Here is a 20,439-nt window from a genome sequence, read left to right on the forward strand (position 1 = left end):
ATTATTCCCTCTTTGGGTAAAAACAATCGATATGGCAGTAAAAATAGTTCAATCAAACGTTTGATTGATTAGAGTAAAAAATTACCTGGTTTTTACAAGAATACCTTGCATTACAATATAGTGAGAGGTATAGTAAGAGTATATCTTGTATTGCAAGGTAGTTAGCTGCAGGTTATTATCTTGTAATACAAGGTAGTGGAGGGAGTAAGGTCAATGTCAGATACCACGCAAATGTTAAAAGGAATTCTGGACGGTTGTTTATTAGCCATAATTAAAGAAGGGGAGATTTATGGGTATGAATTGGCGGCGAAATTGGAGTCATATGGATTTCACTCATTGAGCGAAGGCACTATTTATCCGCTGCTTCTGCGTATGCAAAAAGAAGGACTGATCAGTGCTACTTTGCGAAAGTCAACAGCTGGACCTAAACGAAAATATTACACATTAACTGAAAAAGGCGAGCAGGAGCTGGAGTTATTTATCGGGCGCTGGGAACAGGTAAGTTCATCTGTTGACAATGTATTAAATAAAAAGGGGGATATGAAGAATGGTCTCAAAGGAGTCTGAACAGTTTTTGTCAGAGCTTCGTTTTTACCTGATGTCAAAAGGAAAAAACGATGATGAAATAAATGAAATAACAGAAGAGCTTGAAGTGCATTTAATGGAAGCTGAAGCCGATGGGAAAGATGTGTCTCATATTATCGGGGATAGCCCAAAGCAATATATGAAAAGCATCGGGGAATCAATGAGTACCGATTACCGTCAGATTGCGGGGCTGGTGCCGCTGATGGTCCTTTTGCTGGGTGCTTATATCAGTATTGGTCCTGCAATTGAAGGGAAATTCTCATTATCCAAAGGTACACTTTGGATCGCTGTTATCACAGGAGTAATTGCAGTCGGAGCTTATGGTCTTCTGATTTTCAGAGTGCTTCCTAAATTTCTTCATTCCAAGTGGGGAGCGGTTCTTCTTTTAGTAACCAGCATGGCTGTTACAGGCTCAATGGTCTTAATTTTACTATGGAATCAGAAACAGGGATTTGAACCGATTTTTACTGCAACACCCTATCAGAATAATGTTATTGTGGCAATTTGTGCGGTCATATTTATCGTATCTGCTATTTATACAAAAACATGGTTTACGATTATATTACCCGTTTTTTTGTCTGCGGGATCCATTGCCAATCGGTTTATTCCTCAGGACGTGAATGAAGATTCAACATATATCTTATATACTGTTATAGCATTCATTATTATAGCGGCTGTCATGATATTCGTATTCATGGCTAAAAGGAAAAAAATGCTGAACAATGGAGGAAAACGAAATGTCTAGCTTGCCTAATTGCCCGAAATGCAGTTCAGAGTATACGTACGAGGACGGGATGCTCTTTGTATGTCCGGTATGTGCACATGAGTGGACAGCTGAATCCGAAATCAATAGTTTCGAGGACGAAAAGTTGATTAAGGATTCTAATGGAAATGTACTTACTGATGGAGATACGGTATCAGTCATTAAAGATCTTAAAGTGAAAGGCACTTCTTCTGTTATTAAGATTGGAACCAAGGTTAAAAACATTCGCATCGTGGATGGGGATCATGATATTGAATGTAAGATCGATGGCTTTGGCGCCATGAAGCTTAAGTCGGAGTTTGTGAAGAAAGTGTAACGAAAAAGGCCTATCCTTTCAGGATTGGCCTTTTAAAATATCCTTTTGGGGGTACTAAAATAGTAGTGGAAAGGTCACCATCTCTGGTTTATGATAAAGAAAGAATATTAAGAATTTCTCAAAATAGGTGGGAGCCTCCTTGATACTATTAGACTACATTGTCAATCTCTCTATTTTTTCATTATTGGTCAGTGTGCCTTTAATTCTCCGCTCGTTTATCAGTCATAAACCGCTCAAGGACCTGCATCTTTTGGGCGGCATTTATGCAGGAATTATTTCTGTCATTCTTGTGGGGTTATCTTTTAACGAGCAGGGTTATTCCTATGATATTCGTTATGCCATTCTGATTTTGGTATTTTCCTATTTAGGGCCAGGGGCAGGGATTATTACCGCAATTATTGCTCTTGTCACAAGGCTTGCAATCAGTGAGAATTGGCTGCCTGCCATAATAGGGTTATTGCTTATTTTGATTGCTTTTACAGTCATACATAAATATTGCCGCCAACATAAGGCAGTTAGAAAAACGGCCATATTATATGGTGTGTATTGTGCCATTTATATTATAACGGTACCGATAATTTTTAATGTTTTTAGGGACAGCCCGATTTTTCACCTGCAATATATTCTGTTTGTGGGGCTTGGTGTCATTGTTGGGAGTTTGCTGATTGAATCCTATGAACGATTGATTCGAATCATCACAGAAAAAAAGCGGATGGAAAAGACGCTGGAAGAAAGTGAATCTAAATACCGGCTAATCGCTGAAAATACATCAGACCTAATCGCAGTTATGGACAGGGATCGCAGTTTAAGTTATTTATCTCCGTCTCATGAGCTTGTATTAGGATATGAAGTAGCAGAATTGCAAAATATGGAAGTTGATTTTGTTATTCATCCAGATGAAGCGGAGTATTTTCAGGCAGGCATGCAAAGGATATTCGAAAATAATGAGCGTATGGCAATGGAGTTCCGCCTAAAACACAGAGGAGGCCATTGGATTGAATTTGAGTCACGGTGTATGCCGGTTGAGGGTGAAAATGGTGTTATCGAGCATGTTGTCATGATTAGCAGAGATATTTCTGAGCGAAAAAAAGCAGAGGAATTTCTTTTGCAGTCTGAGAAACTATCGATTGTCGGGGAGCTTGCAGCCGGGGTTGCCCATGAAATCAGAAACCCGCTTACAACCATCAAAGGGTTTCTGCAGCTTTATAAGAGCGGCAATAGCCAAATTAATGCATTGCTGCTTAGCGAACTGGAGCGCATTGAAAATATCACCACTGAAATGCTTTCGCTTGGAAAACCGCAGGCCATTCAAATGGACACGGCTAAGTTAACGGATATTATAGAGAATACAGTCGAGTTATTATCCCCCCAGGCAAATATGAACGGTATCCAGTTCAAGCTGAATTTTGCAGATGGTGACTTTTTGATATCATGTGAAAAAAATCAAATCAAGCAGGTTTTTTTGAATATCTTAAAAAACGCCATGGAGGCTATGGAAAAAGGAGGGGATATTGAGATTTCCCTCAAGGATAATAATGAAGGGGAATGTATTGTCTCCTTTCAGGATCAGGGATGCGGAATACCTGACGAATTTCTGCCGAGACTGGGAGAACCTTTTTATACACTAAAAGAAAAAGGGACTGGTCTGGGACTTATGATTTGCCATAAAATCATTAAGCAGCATCATGGCAGCATCGTATATAAAAGCAAGATTGGTGAAGGTACTTTAATAGAGATTACATTGCCGCTTTTAAGGCAGAAAATTCGTTAAACAAATAAGAAAAGACGAGGAGTCTGCTGCTCCTCGCCTCTTTTATTTAGAAATCAAAGTTGTCAGGATCTGGTCCAACGCGTAAATGTTCATCTAAAGAATCAATCAATTCCATGTCCTGCTGAGATAGTTCAAAATCGAATAAATCTGCATTTTCTTTGATGCGATGAGGCTTTGTTGACTTAGGGATGACAATAATGCTGTTTTGCAGGTGCCACCTTAGGACAATTTGTGCAATGGATTTTCCATGTTTTTCAGCCAGTTCCTTAAGGATCTCATTTTCAAATAATCCGCCCTGCATTAGTGGAGCCCACGCTTCAATGTGCATATCATGTTTGGCGGCAAAGGCGCGGAGTTCAGTTTGAGCAAATTTAGGGTGCAATTCAATTTGATTAATCATTGGTTTGATCTCAGCTGTTTTCAATAGATTTTCTAAATGGCGGATCTGAAAGTTGCTGACGCCAATCGTTTTGATTTTACCTTCTTTATATAAGTCTTCCAATGCTCTCCAAGTTTCTGTGTATTTCCCCTCAACAGGCCAATGGATCAAATAAAGGTCAAGATATTCAAGTCCCATTTTCTCCAATGAGGTGTTAAACGCCTTAAGTGTTGCTTCATAGCCCTGGTCGGAATTCCAGACTTTTGAAGTGATAAAGAGTTCCTCTCTATTAATGCCAGACTGGCGGATGGCTTCTCCCACCCATTCCTCGTTGCCATAGATGGATGCTGTGTCGATGCTTCTATATCCAATTTCAATTGCCGCTTTTACAGCGGTTATTAGTTCTTCTTCCTTTTCTACTTTAAATACGCCAAGGCCAACCATGGGCATTTTAACTCCGTTTGCAAGTGCTGCAGTACTTGATAAAGATAGATTATTCATATAAGACACTCCTTAATTAGTTAGTTTGTTTGTTTTGTTTCTCAAGTTTTTTTAGCCATCCCGTCAGAAATACGGCCCCAAGCACCATTACTCCGCCTATCCACGGTGTGTGAATTAAGCCAATCGAGTCGACGATCAGTCCGCCTGCAAATGAGCCGATAGCAATTCCGATGTTAAAGGCAGCGATATTTAATGCAGAAGCAACATTGACAGCAGAAGGAACATATTTCTCTGCCAGGTTCACCACGAGAATTTGAAGGCCGGGCACATTCATGAAAGCAAATAAGCCCATTAGGAAAATAGCAGCAAGACCAAGAATTTTAAAAGGTGCTGCAAAGGTAAGCAGGACAAGAATAAAGGCTTGCAGAGCGAACATCCAAAACAATGCTTTTAATGGATCCCTGTCTGAAGCTTTTCCGCCAAGAACATTGCCTATTGCCACGGCCACTCCGTAAGCGAGCAGAATGATACTGACCCATTTTGGGCTAAACCCTGTTACATCTTCGAGAAGCGGAGTCAGGTAGGTAAAAGCAACGAATGTTCCGCCGTATCCCAATGCGGTAATGCTAAAAGCTAAAAGCAGTTTTCCGCTGCTTAGAATTTTCAGCTGTTCACTAAACTTAGAAGCTGGTGCTTGCTTAAGGTTTTTGGGAACAAGTATGGCACTGGCGATAATTCCAATTACCCCAAGCAGTGCAACTCCCAAAAATGTGGCTCTCCAGCCAAATGTCTGCCCGATAAACGTTCCGAGCGGTACACCTGTCACGGTTGCAACAGTCAAACCAGTGAACATAAAGGCTATCGCACTGGCGCGTTTGTTCTCTGGAACTAAATCAGCGGCTATGGTCGAGCCTATTGAGAAAAAGATTCCGTGTGAAAATGCTGTAATGAAACGTGCAGCCAGCAAAAGGGAAAAAGAGGTAGACAGGGCTGCGACAGAATTTCCGATGATAAACAAAACCATTAATGACATGAGAAGAAACTTTCTGTTCATTTTACTTGTCAAAGCAGTTAGTACAGGTGCTCCAATGGCAACTCCCATGGCATAGCCCGAAATCAATAAACCTGCTAATGTAATGGAAATTCCTAAATCACCTGAAATGGTCGACAGCAGCCCAACAGGCACAAACTCTGTGGTGCCAATTCCGAATGCACTGATTGCGAGTGCAAGCAGGGCAGGAGTGCCGCCTTTTTCTTTTTGTGCATTTATAGCAATAGAACTCATTGGCAATGAATCCTCCTTATATTTAAAGTATGGGATGGAGCAAAGACATTATAGCCAGGCGCCTTGGCCATACAGTCTTGATGAAAGATATTATGGAGCATGCCAAACATGGTGAACAGTACGTACTTTAAAGTAATGCAGGTACTAAAAAGTAACCTATGGTCAATTTCACCATTTTGTTTTATGCTTCCCTATGCTATTATGGATGGCATGATTCGAAATGAATAGTACGCACTTTAAAGTAATGTAGGTACTTTTTAGTGCCTACCAAACAGAGGGGGAAGGAAGTTGGCTTACAATATTCCGGTAGAAGCTACATTAGATGTGATTGGCGGGAAGTGGAAAGTTGTAATCATGTGTCATTTAATTAAAGGTGAAAAGCGTACTAGCGAGCTTAAGCGGCTTATGCCTGGGATTACACAAAAAATGCTGACTCAGCAGCTGCGCGAACTTGAAGCGGATGGCGTTGTAAACCGTGCTGTTTTTGATCAAGTTCCTCCTAAGGTTGTCTATTCATTAACAGATTATGGATGGTCACTTCGCCCAATCCTGGATGCAATGTGCAATTGGGGGGAAGGACATATTGAATTAACAGGCGGAGAGCTTGTAGAACAATAAAAAACAAGGACTCGTATGCTTAAGGCAAACGAGTCTTTTTTATGTGGCGGAGCTATTTACTCTTTATTTGTTCGCGGATGCTCTCAAGCTCCTCAAGCGATAATGAGCCAAGTGATTTCTTTATTTCTTCCTCGATTTGTTTCTTATTAGTTTCCCTGTATTGGTCCCACCATTCCCGAAGGCCTTCCGTATTTGCAAGCAAATACTCGATATCGATTTCTTCCACCTCATCATCCGACAGATAATTCAATACAGCAGCTAACATTCGATTCAGCTTGCTGACCTCATTTTCACTTTTTTCATTTGCACTTGATGATTCTGCAGTATCTTTTTTGCTCTCATCATCTCTGCCTTCTGCAGCTGCTTTCTTTGGCATGAATTCACCCCTTTCTATTGCAAATAAGATTTGCAATTAGTATTGCCTTAAAAAATTTAATAAAAAACTGAACGCTATATATTAGTAAGCGTCTTATATGTAAAGTCGCTGCATAGGGGTGCTGATAATGAAAGAACGTGAGATTGATTTTAAAACAGATGTAAACCTCAAGGGAACAGTGAGCCTTCCGAAGAAGTCAGAAGGGAAATTTCCTCTTGTTGTTATATTTCATGGCTCAGGTCCAGTTGACCGGGATGGCAATGCAAAGGTTATGCAGATGAATGCTTATAAGTTGCTTGCTGAGTTTTTTGCTTCCATTGGGGTGGCAGTTCTCAGATATGATAAGCGGGGAGCAGGAATAAGCGGCGGTGATTTTTATGAAACAGGAATGTGGGATTTAGTTAATGATGGGATAGCCGCCGTGAAGGCGGCACGAGAGTTGCCGGAAATCAATCCTGAAAGAATCTTCCTGCTGGGTCATAGCGAAGGATGCTCCTTAATTCCTCCTATTAATAGGCAGGCAGATGCTGCGGGAATAATCCTGCTTGCCGGTAACGCGGATAATGTCAGAAAGGCTTCTGAATTACAAGCAAGACTGCTGGAAGAGGAAGTTAATGAGATGAAGGGAGTTAATGGTGTTCTTCTTCGTGCTTTAAACGTTCATAAAACTGCTGTCTCCAAACAAAAGAAGGTTTTCGATGAATTGATGGGATCGGAGAAGACGGTGATGAAAAAAGGATTTACAAAGATTAATGCAAAATGGGCACGAGAGCATTTTCAATATAATATAAAAGAAGATTTGGCCGCGATTACATGTCCAGTTCTTGCAATTACCGGGAAGAAAGATGTTCAAGTAAATCCTGATCATGTGCATCTTTTTGCTGAAAAAGTGAATGGCCGGGCTGAGAGCTATAATGTGCCGAAGATGAACCATCTCCTTAGGGACCAGGAAGAAGAAGCTTCCATAGTTAAGCTGAAGTCAATTTATAAAGGGAGTCTTTCAAAGCCATTGAGCGCTGAAATGCTGAACATAATTGAAAATTGGGCTAAAAGCTATATTCTATAAAGAAGAGAAGCTGCATGTGCGCAGTGTAGAGAAATTTATTGTTCATGCAAATTTTTTTATAAAGTATTGACTTCGGCGTCTATATTATTGTAAGATAGTTTTTGTCGCTTAGAGGTATTCACAAATCGGCGGCAAATATAAGCTTTTAAACTGTTTGAACATCAAACAGAAAAAATAAAAAAGATTGTTGACTTCTTAAAGTGAAGATGGTAAGATTAATTTCGTTGTCACTTCGAAAGAAGTTAGCACATTAGTTCTTTGAAAACTAAACAAAACAGAAACGTCAACGTTAATTCTTTAGTCTTTTTTGAAAAGACAACTTATGAGCTTAATCAACTCTTATATGGAGAGTTTGATCCTGGCTCAGGACGAACGCTGGCGGCGTGCCTAATACATGCAAGTCGAGCGGACAGATGGGAGCTTGCTCCCTGAAGTCAGCGGCGGACGGGTGAGTAACACGTGGGCAACCTGCCTGTAAGACTGGGATAACTCCGGGAAACCGGGGCTAATACCGGATAATTCTTTCCCTCACATGAGGGAAAGCTGAAAGATGGTTTCGGCTATCACTTACAGATGGGCCCGCGGCGCATTAGCTAGTTGGTGAGGTAACGGCTCACCAAGGCAACGATGCGTAGCCGACCTGAGAGGGTGATCGGCCACACTGGGACTGAGACACGGCCCAGACTCCTACGGGAGGCAGCAGTAGGGAATCTTCCGCAATGGACGAAAGTCTGACGGAGCAACGCCGCGTGAGTGATGAAGGTTTTCGGATCGTAAAACTCTGTTGTTAGGGAAGAACAAGTACCGGAGTAACTGCCGGTGCCTTGACGGTACCTAACCAGAAAGCCACGGCTAACTACGTGCCAGCAGCCGCGGTAATACGTAGGTGGCAAGCGTTGTCCGGAATTATTGGGCGTAAAGCGCGCGCAGGCGGTTCCTTAAGTCTGATGTGAAAGCCCCCGGCTCAACCGGGGAGGGTCATTGGAAACTGGGGAACTTGAGTGCAGAAGAGAAGAGTGGAATTCCACGTGTAGCGGTGAAATGCGTAGAGATGTGGAGGAACACCAGTGGCGAAGGCGACTCTTTGGTCTGTAACTGACGCTGAGGCGCGAAAGCGTGGGGAGCAAACAGGATTAGATACCCTGGTAGTCCACGCCGTAAACGATGAGTGCTAAGTGTTAGAGGGTTTCCGCCCTTTAGTGCTGCAGCAAACGCATTAAGCACTCCGCCTGGGGAGTACGGCCGCAAGGCTGAAACTCAAAGGAATTGACGGGGGCCCGCACAAGCGGTGGAGCATGTGGTTTAATTCGAAGCAACGCGAAGAACCTTACCAGGTCTTGACATCTCCTGACAACCCTAGAGATAGGGCGTTCCCCTTCGGGGGACAGGATGACAGGTGGTGCATGGTTGTCGTCAGCTCGTGTCGTGAGATGTTGGGTTAAGTCCCGCAACGAGCGCAACCCTTGATCTTAGTTGCCAGCATTCAGTTGGGCACTCTAAGGTGACTGCCGGTGACAAACCGGAGGAAGGTGGGGATGACGTCAAATCATCATGCCCCTTATGACCTGGGCTACACACGTGCTACAATGGATGGTACAAAGGGCTGCGAGACCGCGAGGTTAAGCGAATCCCATAAAACCATTCTCAGTTCGGATTGCAGGCTGCAACTCGCCTGCATGAAGCCGGAATCGCTAGTAATCGCGGATCAGCATGCCGCGGTGAATACGTTCCCGGGCCTTGTACACACCGCCCGTCACACCACGAGAGTTTGTAACACCCGAAGTCGGTGGGGTAACCTTTTGGAGCCAGCCGCCTAAGGTGGGACAGATGATTGGGGTGAAGTCGTAACAAGGTAGCCGTATCGGAAGGTGCGGCTGGATCACCTCCTTTCTAAGGATATTTACATGAAACGTGACGCTTTCTGTTTTTGTTTAGTTTTGAGGGAACTAATCTCTCAAGATATCGTTCTTTGAAAACTAGATAATGTTAATGAAGAAGCAATAACCGAGTGATCGCCATCTTAGTTTTTTTCTCTTATTTTGAAAATAAGTAAGAGCACAAACCATGAGGACGATGAGCGGCAAGGAGATCAAGGAAGCGACCGAGTGAGCACCGGAGCGTACTTCAGTACGTGAGGAGCGGAGCGAGAGAGCTGACGCAGAGATCCGCAGTCGATCAGCGGCCGAAGTAGGTTAAGTTAGAAAGGGCGCACGGTGAATGCCTTGGCACTAGGAGCCGATGAAGGACGGTACTAACACCGATATGCTTCGGGGAGCTGTAAGTAAGCTTTGATCCGGAGATTTCCGAATGGGGAAACCCCCTATCCGTAATGGGATAGGATCTTTACCTGAATACATAGGGTATAGAAGGCAGACCCGGGGAACTGAAACATCTAAGTACCCGGAGGAAGAGAAAGCAAACGCGATTCCCTGAGTAGCGGCGAGCGAAACGGGATTAGCCCAAACCAAGAGGCTTGCCTCTTGGGGTTGTAGGACACTCTACACGGAGTTACAAAGGAACGAGGTAAATGAACAGGTCTGGAAAGGCCGGCCAGAGAAGGTAAAAGCCCTGTAGTTGAAACTTCGTTCCCTCCAGAGTGGATCCTGAGTACGGCGGGACACGAGAAATCCCGTCGGAAGCAGGGAGGACCATCTCCCAAGGCTAAATACTCCCTAGTGACCGATAGTGAACCAGTACCGTGAGGGAAAGGTGAAAAGCACCCCGGAAGGGGAGTGAAAGAGATCCTGAAACCGTGTGCCTACAAGTAGTTAGAGCCCGTTAATGGGTGATAGCGTGCCTTTTGTAGAATGAACCGGCGAGTTACGATTACATGCGAGGTTAAGTTGATGAGACGGAGCCGCAGCGAAAGCGAGTCTGAATAGGGCGAATGAGTATGTGGTCGTAGACCCGAAACCAGGTGATCTACCCATGTCCAGGGTGAAGTCCAGGTAACACTGGATGGAGGCCCGAACCCACGCACGTTGAAAAGTGCGGGGATGAGGTGTGGGTAGCGGAGAAATTCCAATCGAACTTGGAGATAGCTGGTTCTCTCCGAAATAGCTTTAGGGCTAGCCTCATGTAGTAAGAGTCTTGGAGGTAGAGCACTGTTTGGACTAGGGGCCCCCATCGGGTTACCGAATTCAGACAAACTCCGAATGCCAAAGACTTATCCATGGGAGTCAGACTGCGAGTGATAAGATCCGTAGTCAAGAGGGAAACAGCCCAGACCACCAGCTAAGGTCCCAAAGTATACGTTAAGTGGAAAAGGATGTGGAGTTGCTTAGACAACCAGGATGTTGGCTTAGAAGCAGCCACCATTTAAAGAGTGCGTAATAGCTCACTGGTCGAGTGACTCCGCGCCGAAAATGTACCGGGGCTAAACGTATCACCGAAGCTGTGGATTGACATCTTCCGATGTCAGTGGTAGGAGAGCGTTCTAAGGGCGTTGAAGCGGGATCGCAAGGACCCGTGGAGCGCTTAGAAGTGAGAATGCCGGTATGAGTAGCGAAAGATGGGTGAGAATCCCATCCACCGAATGCCTAAGGTTTCCTGAGGAAGGCTCGTCCGCTCAGGGTTAGTCGGGACCTAAGCCGAGGCTGAAAAGCGTAGGCGATGGACAACAGGTTGATATTCCTGTACCACCTCTTTACCGTTTGAGCAATGGGGGGACGCAGGAGGATAGGGTAAGCGCGCTGCTGGATTAGCGCGTCCAAGCAGTTAGGCCGGTAACGAGGCAAATCCCGTTACCACACAGGCTGAGCTGTGACGGCGAGGGAAATTTAGTACCGAAGTTCCTGATTCCACACTGCCAAGAAAAGCCTCTAGCGAGGGAAAAGGTGCCCGTACCGCAAACCGACACAGGTAGGCGAGGAGAAAATCCTAAGGTGAGCGAGAGAACTCTCGTTAAGGAACTCGGCAAAATGACCCCGTAACTTCGGGAGAAGGGGTGCTCATTAGGGTGAATAGCCCTGATGAGCCGCAGTGAATAGGCCCAGGCGACTGTTTAGCAAAAACACAGGTCTCTGCGAAGCCGCAAGGCGAAGTATAGGGGCTGACGCCTGCCCGGTGCTGGAAGGTTAAGAGGAGAGGTTAGCGCAAGCGAAGCTTTGAATCGAAGCCCCAGTAAACGGCGGCCGTAACTATAACGGTCCTAAGGTAGCGAAATTCCTTGTCGGGTAAGTTCCGACCCGCACGAAAGGCGTAACGATCTGGGCACTGTCTCAACGAGAGACTCGGTGAAATTATAGTACCTGTGAAGATGCAGGTTACCCGCGACAGGACGGAAAGACCCCGTGGAGCTTTACTGTAGCCTGATATTGAATTTTGGTACAGCTTGTACAGGATAGGTAGGAGCCTGAGAAGCCGGAGCGCCAGCTTCGGTGGAGGCGTCGGTGGGATACTACCCTGGCTGTATTGAAATTCTAACCCGCGCCCCTTATCGGGGCGGGAGACAGTGTCAGGTGGGCAGTTTGACTGGGGCGGTCGCCTCCTAAAAAGTAACGGAGGCGCCCAAAGGTTCCCTCAGAATGGTTGGAAATCATTCGCAGAGTGTAAAGGCACAAGGGAGCTTGACTGCGAGACCTACAAGTCGAGCAGGGACGAAAGTCGGGCTTAGTGATCCGGTGGTTCCGCATGGAAGGGCCATCGCTCAACGGATAAAAGCTACCCCGGGGATAACAGGCTTATCTCCCCCAAGAGTCCACATCGACGGGGAGGTTTGGCACCTCGATGTCGGCTCATCGCATCCTGGGGCTGTAGTCGGTCCCAAGGGTTGGGCTGTTCGCCCATTAAAGCGGTACGCGAGCTGGGTTCAGAACGTCGTGAGACAGTTCGGTCCCTATCCGTCGTGGGCGCAGGAAATTTGAGAGGAGCTGTCCTTAGTACGAGAGGACCGGGATGGACGCACCGCTGGTGTACCAGTTGTCTTGCCAAAGGCATCGCTGGGTAGCTATGTGCGGAAGGGATAAGTGCTGAAAGCATCTAAGCATGAAGCCCCCCTCGAGATGAGATTTCCCATAGCGTCAAGCTAGTAAGATCCCTGAAAGATGATCAGGTTGATAGGTCAGAGGTGGAAGCGTGGCGACATGTGGAGCTGACTGATACTAATCGATCGAGGACTTAACCAAAACGAAAAGCGGAGGCGACTGTTCAACTTCGAGAGACGTTGGAGAGCCGGCCATTCAAATCCTGGTTTTGGGATTTGGAGGGACGGATCGAAACGGCCGAGAAGTTAGGAGCCGAAGCTAGACAAGTCATTGGTGAATACTCGGCAAATGCTTCTTCATGCATTATCTAGTTTTGAGGGAACGAAGTTTCTTCAACCAAATAGTCCGGTGGCGATAGCGAGAAGGTCACACCCGTTCCCATACCGAACACGGAAGTTAAGCTTCTCAGCGCCGATGGTAGTTAGGGGCTGTCCCCTTGTGAGAGTAGGACGCTGCCGGGCACCCTAATTGGGTAATTATATATGGCCCCTTGGTCAAGCGGTTAAGACACCGCCCTTTCACGGCGGTAACACGGGTTCGAATCCCGTAGGGGTCACCATTTTGGAGGATTAGCTCAGCTGGGAGAGCATCTGCCTTACAAGCAGAGGGTCGGCGGTTCGATCCCGTCATCCTCCACCATAACTTTTGAAAAAGCTATTTGCTACTCTTAAGGTATGAGCCATTAGCTCAGTCGGTAGAGCAGATTGCAGCATCAGTGAGACTCTTCACCCGAATAGCAATCTGTGACAAAGCGGTTTAGCTTTGGAACATCTGACTGTACTTATCAGAATTTAGGAAGTCTCATAAAAGTATGAGCCATTAGCTCAGTCGGTAGAGCATCTGACTTTTAATCAGAGGGTCGAAGGTTCGAGTCCTTCATGGCTCACCATTTTAATTTCATATTGCGGGTGTGGCGGAATTGGCAGACGCACCAGACTTAGGATCTGGCGCCGCAAGGCGTGGGGGTTCGACTCCCTTCACCCGCACCATTTTAAGCGGAAGTAGTTCAGTGGTAGAACATCACCTTGCCAAGGTGGGGGTCGCGGGTTCGAATCCCGTCTTCCGCTCCATTATTTTGCGCCCGTAGCTCAATTGGATAGAGCGTTTGACTACGGATCAAAAGGTTAGGGGTTCGACTCCTCTCGGGCGCGCCATATTACGGGGAGTAGCTCAGCTTGGTAGAGCACTTGGTTTGGGACCAAGGGGTCGCAGGTTCGAATCCTGTCTTCCCGACCAGGGACACTTCTTTTATTACATGGGGCCTTAGCTCAGCTGGGAGAGCGCCTGCTTTGCACGCAGGAGGTCAGCGGTTCGATCCCGCTAGGCTCCACCATAAATATTTAGTCACATTGGCGGTGTAGCTCAGCTGGCTAGAGCGTACGGTTCATACCCGTGAGGTCGGGGGTTCGATCCCCTCCGCCGCTACCAATATGCTTATTTTGTATCATATCGGAGGAATACCCAAGTCCGGCTGAAGGGATCGGTCTTGAAAACCGACAGGCGGGTCAAACCGCGCAGGGGTTCGAATCCCCTTTCCTCCTCCATATTTTATTTAATAATACTATCGCGGGGTGGAGCAGTCCGGTAGCTCGTCGGGCTCATAACCCGAAGGTCGCAGGTTCAAATCCTGCCCCCGCAATCTGGTCCGGTAGTTCAGTTGGTTAGAATGCCTGCCTGTCACGCAGGAGGTCGCGGGTTCGAGTCCCGTCCGGACCGCCATTTTTACAAAAAATAAATAATATGTGGCTCAGTAGCTCAGTCGGTAGAGCAAAGGACTGAAAATCCTTGTGTCGGCGGTTCGATTCCGTCCTGAGCCACCATTTCCTAAGTCTTATCAGACGTGGAGGGGTAGCGAAGTGGCTAAACGCGGCGGACTGTAAATCCGCTCCTTCGGGTTCGGCAGTTCGAATCTGCCCCCCTCCACCATTTATATAGGGGTATAGTTTAATGGTAAAACGAAGGTCTCCAAAACCTTTGATGTGGGTTCGATTCCTGCTACCCCTGCCAGTAGGATAGTGGCGGTTGTGGCGAAGTGGTTAACGCATCGGATTGTGGCTCCGACACTCGTGGGTTCGATTCCCATCAATCGCCCCATTATTCTTTTTGACAGCAATATTATTGGGCTATAGCCAAGCGGTAAGGCACCGGACTTTGACTCCGTCACTCGCAGGTTCGAATCCTGCTAGCCCAGCCATTTTTAAGGCAGCATAGCCAAGTGGTAAGGCAGAGGTCTGCAAAACCTCCATCCCCGGTTCAAATCCGGGTGTTGCCTCCAAACCATAATCATATGCGGGTGTAGTTTAGTGGTAAAACCTCAGCCTTCCAAGCTGATGATGAGGGTTCGATTCCCTTCACCCGCTCCAACATATGGGCCTATAGCTCAGCTGGTTAGAGCGCACGCCTGATAAGCGTGAGGTCGATGGTTCGAGTCCATTTAGGCCCACCATTATACATACCATTTTCAAACTAATTCCAATAGGAGTTAGTTTTTTTGTATTGGAGAAATATAAAACGGTTATTGGACCGATTTATATTTCTATGGTAAAATCCCGTCCCTTGAGGTATTTGGTAATTATACTAATACATATGGAGTTTATCCATACTGTGTTTTTTCACCTTTTCTCTACGATATTCAATCTCTCGTTAGTTTAGTATCGGCCGCTTGATTTTCATTCTGTTTTAACTTCCAACTCTTTTCCTCTATTATTCAGTTCCTTAACTTTATCATCTGAAAATATTTCAAGAACGCTCCAGCTGTTAATGAAAAAGCCAAAATTACAAAACATCCAAAATATCCCCCAGTTTTCCTTAAATTTTATTAACCTGCCGATTAGTTTAAGACGATAGTTTACATACTTCATCAAAATTCTAACTTAAAATCTCAAATCCTTATGTTCTTTACATTAATCTTTTAAAGCTTGAGATTCATTACAAATCAGGTGAATTAACTTTTTGTGAATTATTTGTGAATCGTTATGCTTGCCAGTACAAAATTCATTGGAAGAAAGCCTTGATATTACTGTGTTTTTGTTAGTATTTCAGCATTTTTGCCTGCGAAGATATATGAAAAAAGTGTGATTCATTTCACTTTTATGAAAACCCTTCTCAACTATGATGTAGGTAACAAAGCTAAGGAGCTGATGGAAGGTGGAAACGCGAAAAGTGGTCCAGAGCAGTTCAAAGGAACATAACTCTCTAAGGGGTACGTTCTTTTCAGTTACAGTTGTGGGGCTTGGGATCTTTGTTACTTATTTAATTGTGTATGGCCTGTACATGGCCAGATTATAGGGGGGATATAAAATGATGCATCGGTCGGAGAAGGTATGGCTGATATTAAGCTTTGGAATGATTATTGGATTCATGCTGATTACGGGCTATCAGACATTCGCCCTGGAGATGGGGCCGCCAAGCTATGGAGAGCGAATTGATCCTCAAAAAGTGGATGAAACAGCGCCGTTCGATAATCCTGGGATTAAGAAGATAGGCGAGAATGAGTATGAAGTAGTTATGATTCTTCAGGTATTCAGCTTTACCCCAAATGAAATTGAAGTGCCTGCAGGATCGACAGTTCATTTTATCATGACATCTAAAGATGTTGTGCATGGCTTTCAAGTCGCTGACACGAACCTAAATGCAATGGTTGTGCCTGGCTATGTACAAAAGATCACACAGAAATTTGATAAGCCAGGTGAATATTTGGTTCTTTGCAATGAGTACTGCGGCGCGGGTCATCAGATGATGAGCACCACCATAACGGTGAAATAAAGGGGGGGATAAACAGTGGAAACAGTTATTAAGCAAACAGGAAAAACACAAGCATTTAAGGATAAAGCAAATAAAGTTATGGGAATTAGCCTGGAGGATGCAAAAATAACGAAATCATATTTATCTGTTGCTTTCTTAGCCATCCTGCTTGGCGGAATACTTGGTCTATTGCAAGGGCTGAATCGGGCTGGAATGCTGGAATTGCCGGCATGGCTGAACTATTATCAGGTTCTTACAGCTCACGGTCTGCTGCTGGTAGTCGTACTGTCGGCTTTCTTCACAATTGGTTACTTTTATGCTGGATTATCTCATACTCTGGGAGGCCTGCTTCCTAAGGTAAGAAAGATGGCTTGGATCGGCTTCTGGATGAAGATTTTCGGATTTGTCCTAGCTGTGATTCCGATTTTAATGAATGAAGCATCTGTTATGTATACGTTCTATCCGCCAATGGCTGCTTCACCCATTTTCTATATCGGTTTAGTCTTCATTGTATTGGGTGTATGGATGTGCGCCTTTGGTGCCTTTATTAATGTGGCTAGCTGGCGAAAGAGGAATCCCGGCCAGCATATCCCTATTCTTTCTTTCTTTGCAACCGGTGTATTTGTTCTCTTATTCTTTGGAAGCATACCTGTAGCCATCGAAGTTTTTACCATTATCCCTTGGGCTTTTGGATGGGTGGAGACAATAAATGTCATGGTTGCACGCACGCTGTTCTGGGCGTTCGGCCATACGCTGGTAAACATCTGGTATTTAACAGCGGTCTCTGCCTGGTATGTCATAGTGCCGAAGATTATTGGCGGCCGTAGGTGGAATGACCTTTTAACAAGAATTGTGGTTATTGCACTTGTAATTATGAATATTACCGGCGGCTTCCATCATCAGATTATTGATCCTGGTATTTCTGAACCTGTGAAATACATGCACGTGTTTATGAGTTTGGCAATTGGCTTCCCTTCATTAATGACTGCTTATGCTATGTTTGCAGTATTTGAGCGTACAGCGAGAAAAAAAGGCGGAAGAGGTCTTGTCGGCTGGTATAAGAAACTTCCTTGGGGAGATGTTCGATTCCTCGCGCCATTTATCGCGATGGCTGCTTTTATTCCTGCCGGAGCCGGCGGAATAGTACAAAGCACAAACCAATTGAACCAGGTAGTTCATAACACAATGTGGATTGTCGGTCATTTCCACTTAACACTTGGCATGTCTGTGGTCATGACGTTCTTCGGTATCAGCTACTGGCTTATTCCTTATGTATCAAAAAGAATGCTGACACCGCAGATTAATAAACTTGGGGTTATACAAACGATCATATGGACGCTCGGTATGATCATCATGTCCGGTGCGATGCACTGGGTGGGTCTGTTGGGTTCTCCAAGAAGAACTTCCTATTCAACATACTTTGACAATGCAACTGCTTTAAGCTGGGATCCTTATCTGTTCTTCCTGGCTATCGGTGGTACCCTTCTGATGATCGGTGTACTTATGCAGGTATATGCTGTATTCTACCTCATGTTCTTTGCGCCAAAAGGAAACACAGAATTCCCTGTTGCGGAAGTGGAAGAGGATGAAGCGCCAACACCTAGATGGACAGAGCGCTGGGGATTATGGATTGTGTGTATGATTGTCCTTGTCGGCATGGCTTATGTCATTCCATTGGTCGATTTTATTGTCAATGCTCCTCCAGGTTCACCTCCTTATAAAACCTGGTAAGGAAAGAGAGATAGCTCGGATGCAGGGCTGTCTCTTTCTTTTAAAAGGAAGTGATGAATCATGTTTCCAAAAAATAAAACGGCTTTTTCCAGCTTGGCTGTACTGGTGTTTGGCGTGCTCCTTTTTTACATTGGCACAGATGGCTTTCAGGCTTTCACTGCTGAAAAAGCCAGGGTTAATCAGTTAATGGATGAAAAGCCTCAGTTCCCGGATGTAACACTTGAAGATAATAACGGGAGGACCTATTCTTTCACAGAATTTGAAGGGAAGTATGTGTTTATTACCTTTTTATATACTTCATGCGGTACTGTTTGTCCTGAACTGGAGGTTAATATGTCTGAAGTATATAAACGGATTCCAGAAGAGTATATTGGCCATGATATTCAATTCCTGAGCATTAGTTTTGATCCAAAGCGGGATACTCCGGAAACATTGGATACTTACCGCAAGGCTTTTGGCAGTGACGGGGAAACGTGGAGAATGGCGAGGATACCGAAACAGCAGGAGCTTAAATCTTTGCTTGATCGATTTGGTGTCATAGTCATTCCTGATGAATACGGAAATTTTGCCCATAACTCTGCCTTTTATCTGGTGAATCCAAAAGGACACTTAGTTGAAGTCATGGATTACACCTTAATAGAAGCAGCGGCTGAAAGGGTGACGGAGATTCTCGAGAGCGGAGGGAAAGAATGATGAAGTCATCGGTTTACGGATTACTCCTGCTTCTTGGATTGATGCTCCCGCCTGCAGCTGATTTTCTGGAGTCCATCATGATTACCCATATGCATATGCAAATGCCTTTACTGGTGATCTCTGGCATATTCATGGCAAAGTTCTTTCAGAATCGCTTCACGGGATTTTTCTCAAAATGGAATGAAAACGGAGTGCCGGGTATATTGCTGTTTTCAATCATTATGGTGTATTGGTCTCTGCCAAGGACAATGGATGAAGCATTGACGCTTACGAGTGTAGAAGTCTTTAAATTTATCTCCCTTCCATTTTTGGCCGGTGTGCCATTGCGGGACAGCTGGCCAAAGCTAAGTTCATTTTGGAAGCATGCTCTCATTATTTTCTTTACTATCTTATTTTTAGCTCTGGGATGGCTATATATCTGGTCCCCTGTACAGCTTTGCAATAACTATTTGGTCATCGAGCAGATTACGCTGGGCTGGGGCTTTATTTCAACCGCGTTTGCAATGGTTGTATACTTGATTTATAGCTATGTTATGGATTTTTCAAAATATGAGTAAAAGAATGACTGCTGCCGTTCTTGGGAGCAGTTTTTACATTTATCAGCTTGTTTATCAGCTTCAATAAAATAGAATAATGGCAGGAAATCATAAATATATATGAGAAGGAGTGAGTAATTGGGGAGGGGATGACATGGCGGATCCAATAGTCGTTAGATCGCTGGATGAGATTAAATTTTGGTCCAGGATTATGAAAGAACATGCACTATTTTTAAGTTTGGGGTTTACCTATGAACAGAAACAATTAATTGCCGAAGCACAGCAATTTATCGCTCTATTTGAAAGAATCGAGGAAAAGCTGGCCAGATTTACAATCAACTCAGAACTTAGACAGGTTCAAGCATTTAATAACGAGGTTTATCAAGCAGCTGCTGCCATCTGGAGCTATAAGAGGAAAGTGCTGGGGCTGACATTAAGATGCGAAATCCGTTCAAATAATTTTCCTTTATTAATTGACCATATCAGCAGAGAAGCTGCATACTTTGCAAATCGATTAAAAGACCTCAACTCAGGGATACTCGCACCAAAACCGGAAGCCATTATAGAAGAAAATGTCTTCTTTCTAAGGATCATGGCTGACCATGCTAAGTTTATTGGCCATTTACTAGATCCTTCGGAAAGAAAGCTGGTAGAACAGGCAAGAGAGTTTAGCCATGATTTTGACCAATTGGTCTTTCAAGCTGTTGATCTTGACTCTATGCAGCCTGAATCAGAAACGAAACCAATACTTAGCCATTTTTTAAATGAGAATAAAATATCAGTTGCTTCGTTAAGGGACTTTAAGAAAACAGCCAGAGAATTAATAGAGGCATGCCGGATCAAAAGCAATATTCATCCTCTTCTGGCTGACCATACGTTTAGAGAAGCTGAGAGATTTTTGGAAATTATCGATTTGTTTGAGGCGAGTCTTAAGAAGGCATAGTTTTGCTTGGAAGATGGGCTGTTTCTTTCATGCTGTACAAATTCTGTTTCTTCTTTATGCACATTAAGATGATTCAAATCAAGCCAGCCTTTTATGGGGCTGGCTTAAATTTTCACTAGTACAACTTAATTGCACTTTGCTTATTTATTTAATAAAAGACAAAAAGATTGCTCTAGACCCACCCGAATTCCGCTTGGTAATATAATC

15 protein-coding genes, 20 tRNA genes and 3 rRNA genes are annotated in these 20,439 nt (G+C 44.6%); 35 read left to right on the top strand and 3 right to left on the bottom strand.

The window, feature by feature from the left end; genetic code table 11:
- Positions 1-213: 213 nt before the first annotated feature.
- From A361_RS02435 to A361_RS02450, 4 genes are all read left to right on the top strand, one after another.
- Positions 214-567 (top strand): PadR family transcriptional regulator, encoded by a 354-nt coding sequence (locus A361_RS02435; RefSeq protein WP_009335869.1) that lies wholly within the window; start codon positions 214-216, stop codon positions 565-567.
- Positions 548-1,330, top strand: a complete 783-nt coding sequence (locus tag A361_RS02440; RefSeq protein ID WP_009335868.1) for a hypothetical protein — start codon at positions 548-550, stop codon at positions 1,328-1,330. Before A361_RS02435 ends, A361_RS02440 begins: the two co-directional genes overlap by 20 nt.
- On the top strand, positions 1,323-1,664 hold the full coding sequence (locus tag A361_RS02445) for a zinc ribbon domain-containing protein YjdM (RefSeq protein ID WP_009335867.1): 342 nt from the start codon (positions 1,323-1,325) through the stop codon (positions 1,662-1,664). The genes A361_RS02440 and A361_RS02445 overlap by 8 nt, the downstream gene beginning before the upstream one ends.
- Positions 1,665-1,803: 139 nt before the next feature.
- Positions 1,804-3,435 (top strand): ATP-binding protein, encoded by a 1,632-nt coding sequence (locus tag A361_RS02450; protein ID WP_009335866.1) that lies wholly within the window; start codon positions 1,804-1,806, stop codon positions 3,433-3,435.
- A 46-nt stretch (positions 3,436-3,481) separates the two neighbouring features.
- Here the strand turns inward: A361_RS02450 and A361_RS02455 are convergent, their stop codons facing one another.
- Complete coding sequence (locus tag A361_RS02455; protein WP_019380063.1) at positions 3,482-4,315, bottom strand: aldo/keto reductase; 834 nt, start codon at positions 4,313-4,315, stop codon at positions 3,482-3,484.
- A 16-nt stretch (positions 4,316-4,331) separates the two neighbouring features.
- Positions 4,332-5,540 carry an MFS transporter gene (locus tag A361_RS02460; RefSeq protein ID WP_019380062.1) on the bottom strand — a complete coding sequence of 403 codons (1,209 nt, stop codon included), beginning with the start codon at positions 5,538-5,540 and terminating at the stop codon, positions 4,332-4,334.
- Between the two features lie 288 nt (positions 5,541-5,828).
- Here A361_RS02460 and A361_RS02465 point away from each other — a divergent pair, with 288 nt between their 5' ends.
- Positions 5,829-6,158, top strand: a complete 330-nt coding sequence (locus A361_RS02465) for a winged helix-turn-helix transcriptional regulator (protein ID WP_009335863.1) — start codon at positions 5,829-5,831, stop codon at positions 6,156-6,158.
- A 52-nt stretch (positions 6,159-6,210) separates the two neighbouring features.
- On the opposite strand, the gene A361_RS02470 is transcribed toward A361_RS02465, so the two are convergent.
- Entirely contained in the window at positions 6,211-6,534 is a 324-nt protein-coding gene (locus A361_RS02470) for a hypothetical protein (protein ID WP_009335862.1), read from the bottom strand.
- Between the two features lie 127 nt (positions 6,535-6,661).
- On the opposite strand from A361_RS02470, the gene A361_RS02475 reads away from it, so the two are divergent.
- The 30 genes from A361_RS02475 (at position 6,662) to A361_RS02615 (ending at position 20,232) form a co-directional block, all read left to right on the top strand.
- Positions 6,662-7,600 carry an alpha/beta hydrolase gene (locus tag A361_RS02475; RefSeq protein ID WP_009335861.1) on the top strand — a complete coding sequence of 313 codons (939 nt, stop codon included), beginning with the start codon at positions 6,662-6,664 and terminating at the stop codon, positions 7,598-7,600.
- 340 nt (positions 7,601-7,940) lie between these two features.
- Positions 7,941-9,490 (top strand): 16S ribosomal RNA (locus A361_RS02480).
- A 300-nt stretch (positions 9,491-9,790) separates the two neighbouring features.
- A 23S ribosomal RNA gene (locus tag A361_RS02485) occupies positions 9,791-12,726 on the top strand.
- 203 nt (positions 12,727-12,929) lie between these two features.
- Positions 12,930-13,046 (top strand): 5S ribosomal RNA (rrf, locus tag A361_RS02490).
- The 16S, 23S and 5S rRNA genes sit together here with 20 tRNA genes alongside, the layout of an rRNA operon.
- 23 nt (positions 13,047-13,069) lie before the next feature.
- A tRNA-Glu gene (locus A361_RS02495) sits at positions 13,070-13,144 on the top strand.
- A 4-nt stretch (positions 13,145-13,148) separates the two neighbouring features.
- Positions 13,149-13,224: transfer RNA gene (locus tag A361_RS02500), tRNA-Val, on the top strand.
- A gap of 174 nt (positions 13,225-13,398) precedes the next feature.
- Positions 13,399-13,474: transfer RNA gene (locus tag A361_RS02505), tRNA-Lys, on the top strand.
- A gap of 15 nt (positions 13,475-13,489) precedes the next feature.
- A tRNA-Leu gene (locus A361_RS02510) sits at positions 13,490-13,574 on the top strand.
- Positions 13,575-13,580: 6 nt separating this feature from the next.
- Positions 13,581-13,655: transfer RNA gene (locus A361_RS02515), tRNA-Gly, on the top strand.
- Positions 13,656-13,662: 7 nt separating this feature from the next.
- Positions 13,663-13,739: transfer RNA gene (locus A361_RS02520), tRNA-Arg, on the top strand.
- A gap of 5 nt (positions 13,740-13,744) precedes the next feature.
- Positions 13,745-13,821: transfer RNA gene (locus A361_RS02525), tRNA-Pro, on the top strand.
- A gap of 21 nt (positions 13,822-13,842) precedes the next feature.
- Positions 13,843-13,918: transfer RNA gene (locus A361_RS02530), tRNA-Ala, on the top strand.
- Between the two features lie 18 nt (positions 13,919-13,936).
- Positions 13,937-14,013 (top strand) — tRNA-Met (locus tag A361_RS02535).
- Between the two features lie 23 nt (positions 14,014-14,036).
- A tRNA-Ser gene (locus tag A361_RS02540) sits at positions 14,037-14,129 on the top strand.
- A 21-nt stretch (positions 14,130-14,150) separates the two neighbouring features.
- Positions 14,151-14,224: transfer RNA gene (locus A361_RS02545), tRNA-Met, on the top strand.
- A gap of 3 nt (positions 14,225-14,227) precedes the next feature.
- Positions 14,228-14,304: transfer RNA gene (locus A361_RS02550), tRNA-Asp, on the top strand.
- Positions 14,305-14,329: 25 nt separating this feature from the next.
- Positions 14,330-14,405 (top strand) — tRNA-Phe (locus A361_RS02555).
- Between the two features lie 22 nt (positions 14,406-14,427).
- A tRNA-Tyr gene (locus A361_RS02560) sits at positions 14,428-14,511 on the top strand.
- 7 nt (positions 14,512-14,518) lie between these two features.
- Positions 14,519-14,592 (top strand) — tRNA-Trp (locus A361_RS02565).
- Between the two features lie 11 nt (positions 14,593-14,603).
- Positions 14,604-14,679: transfer RNA gene (locus A361_RS02570), tRNA-His, on the top strand.
- 25 nt (positions 14,680-14,704) lie between these two features.
- A tRNA-Gln gene (locus A361_RS02575) sits at positions 14,705-14,779 on the top strand.
- A 7-nt stretch (positions 14,780-14,786) separates the two neighbouring features.
- Positions 14,787-14,860 (top strand) — tRNA-Cys (locus A361_RS02580).
- Between the two features lie 14 nt (positions 14,861-14,874).
- Positions 14,875-14,948 (top strand) — tRNA-Gly (locus tag A361_RS02585).
- Between the two features lie 6 nt (positions 14,949-14,954).
- Positions 14,955-15,031 (top strand) — tRNA-Ile (locus tag A361_RS02590).
- Positions 15,032-15,732: 701 nt separating this feature from the next.
- Positions 15,733-15,873 carry a cytochrome c oxidase subunit 2A gene (locus tag A361_RS29795; RefSeq protein ID WP_139266893.1) on the top strand — a complete coding sequence of 47 codons (141 nt, stop codon included), beginning with the start codon at positions 15,733-15,735 and terminating at the stop codon, positions 15,871-15,873.
- 12 nt (positions 15,874-15,885) lie between these two features.
- Positions 15,886-16,350 carry a cytochrome c oxidase subunit II gene (locus A361_RS02595; protein WP_019381137.1) on the top strand — a complete coding sequence of 155 codons (465 nt, stop codon included), beginning with the start codon at positions 15,886-15,888 and terminating at the stop codon, positions 16,348-16,350.
- 15 nt (positions 16,351-16,365) lie between these two features.
- On the top strand, positions 16,366-18,060 hold the full coding sequence (locus A361_RS02600; RefSeq protein WP_019381136.1) for a cbb3-type cytochrome c oxidase subunit I: 1,695 nt from the start codon (positions 16,366-16,368) through the stop codon (positions 18,058-18,060).
- 60 nt (positions 18,061-18,120) lie between these two features.
- Positions 18,121-18,753: an SCO family protein gene (locus tag A361_RS02605; RefSeq protein ID WP_009335536.1), complete on the top strand. Its 633-nt coding sequence runs from the start codon at positions 18,121-18,123 to the stop codon at positions 18,751-18,753.
- Entirely contained in the window at positions 18,750-19,310 is a 561-nt protein-coding gene (locus A361_RS02610; RefSeq protein WP_009335535.1) for a hypothetical protein, read from the top strand. Before A361_RS02605 ends, A361_RS02610 begins: the two co-directional genes overlap by 4 nt.
- Before the next feature lie 133 nt (positions 19,311-19,443).
- Positions 19,444-20,232 carry a DUF2935 domain-containing protein gene (locus A361_RS02615; protein ID WP_009335534.1) on the top strand — a complete coding sequence of 263 codons (789 nt, stop codon included), beginning with the start codon at positions 19,444-19,446 and terminating at the stop codon, positions 20,230-20,232.
- Positions 20,233-20,439 lie beyond the last annotated feature (207 nt).

This window comes from Cytobacillus oceanisediminis 2691, from assembly GCF_000294775.2.
GTDB classification, from domain to species: domain Bacteria; phylum Bacillota; class Bacilli; order Bacillales; family Cytobacillaceae; genus Cytobacillus; species Cytobacillus pseudoceanisediminis.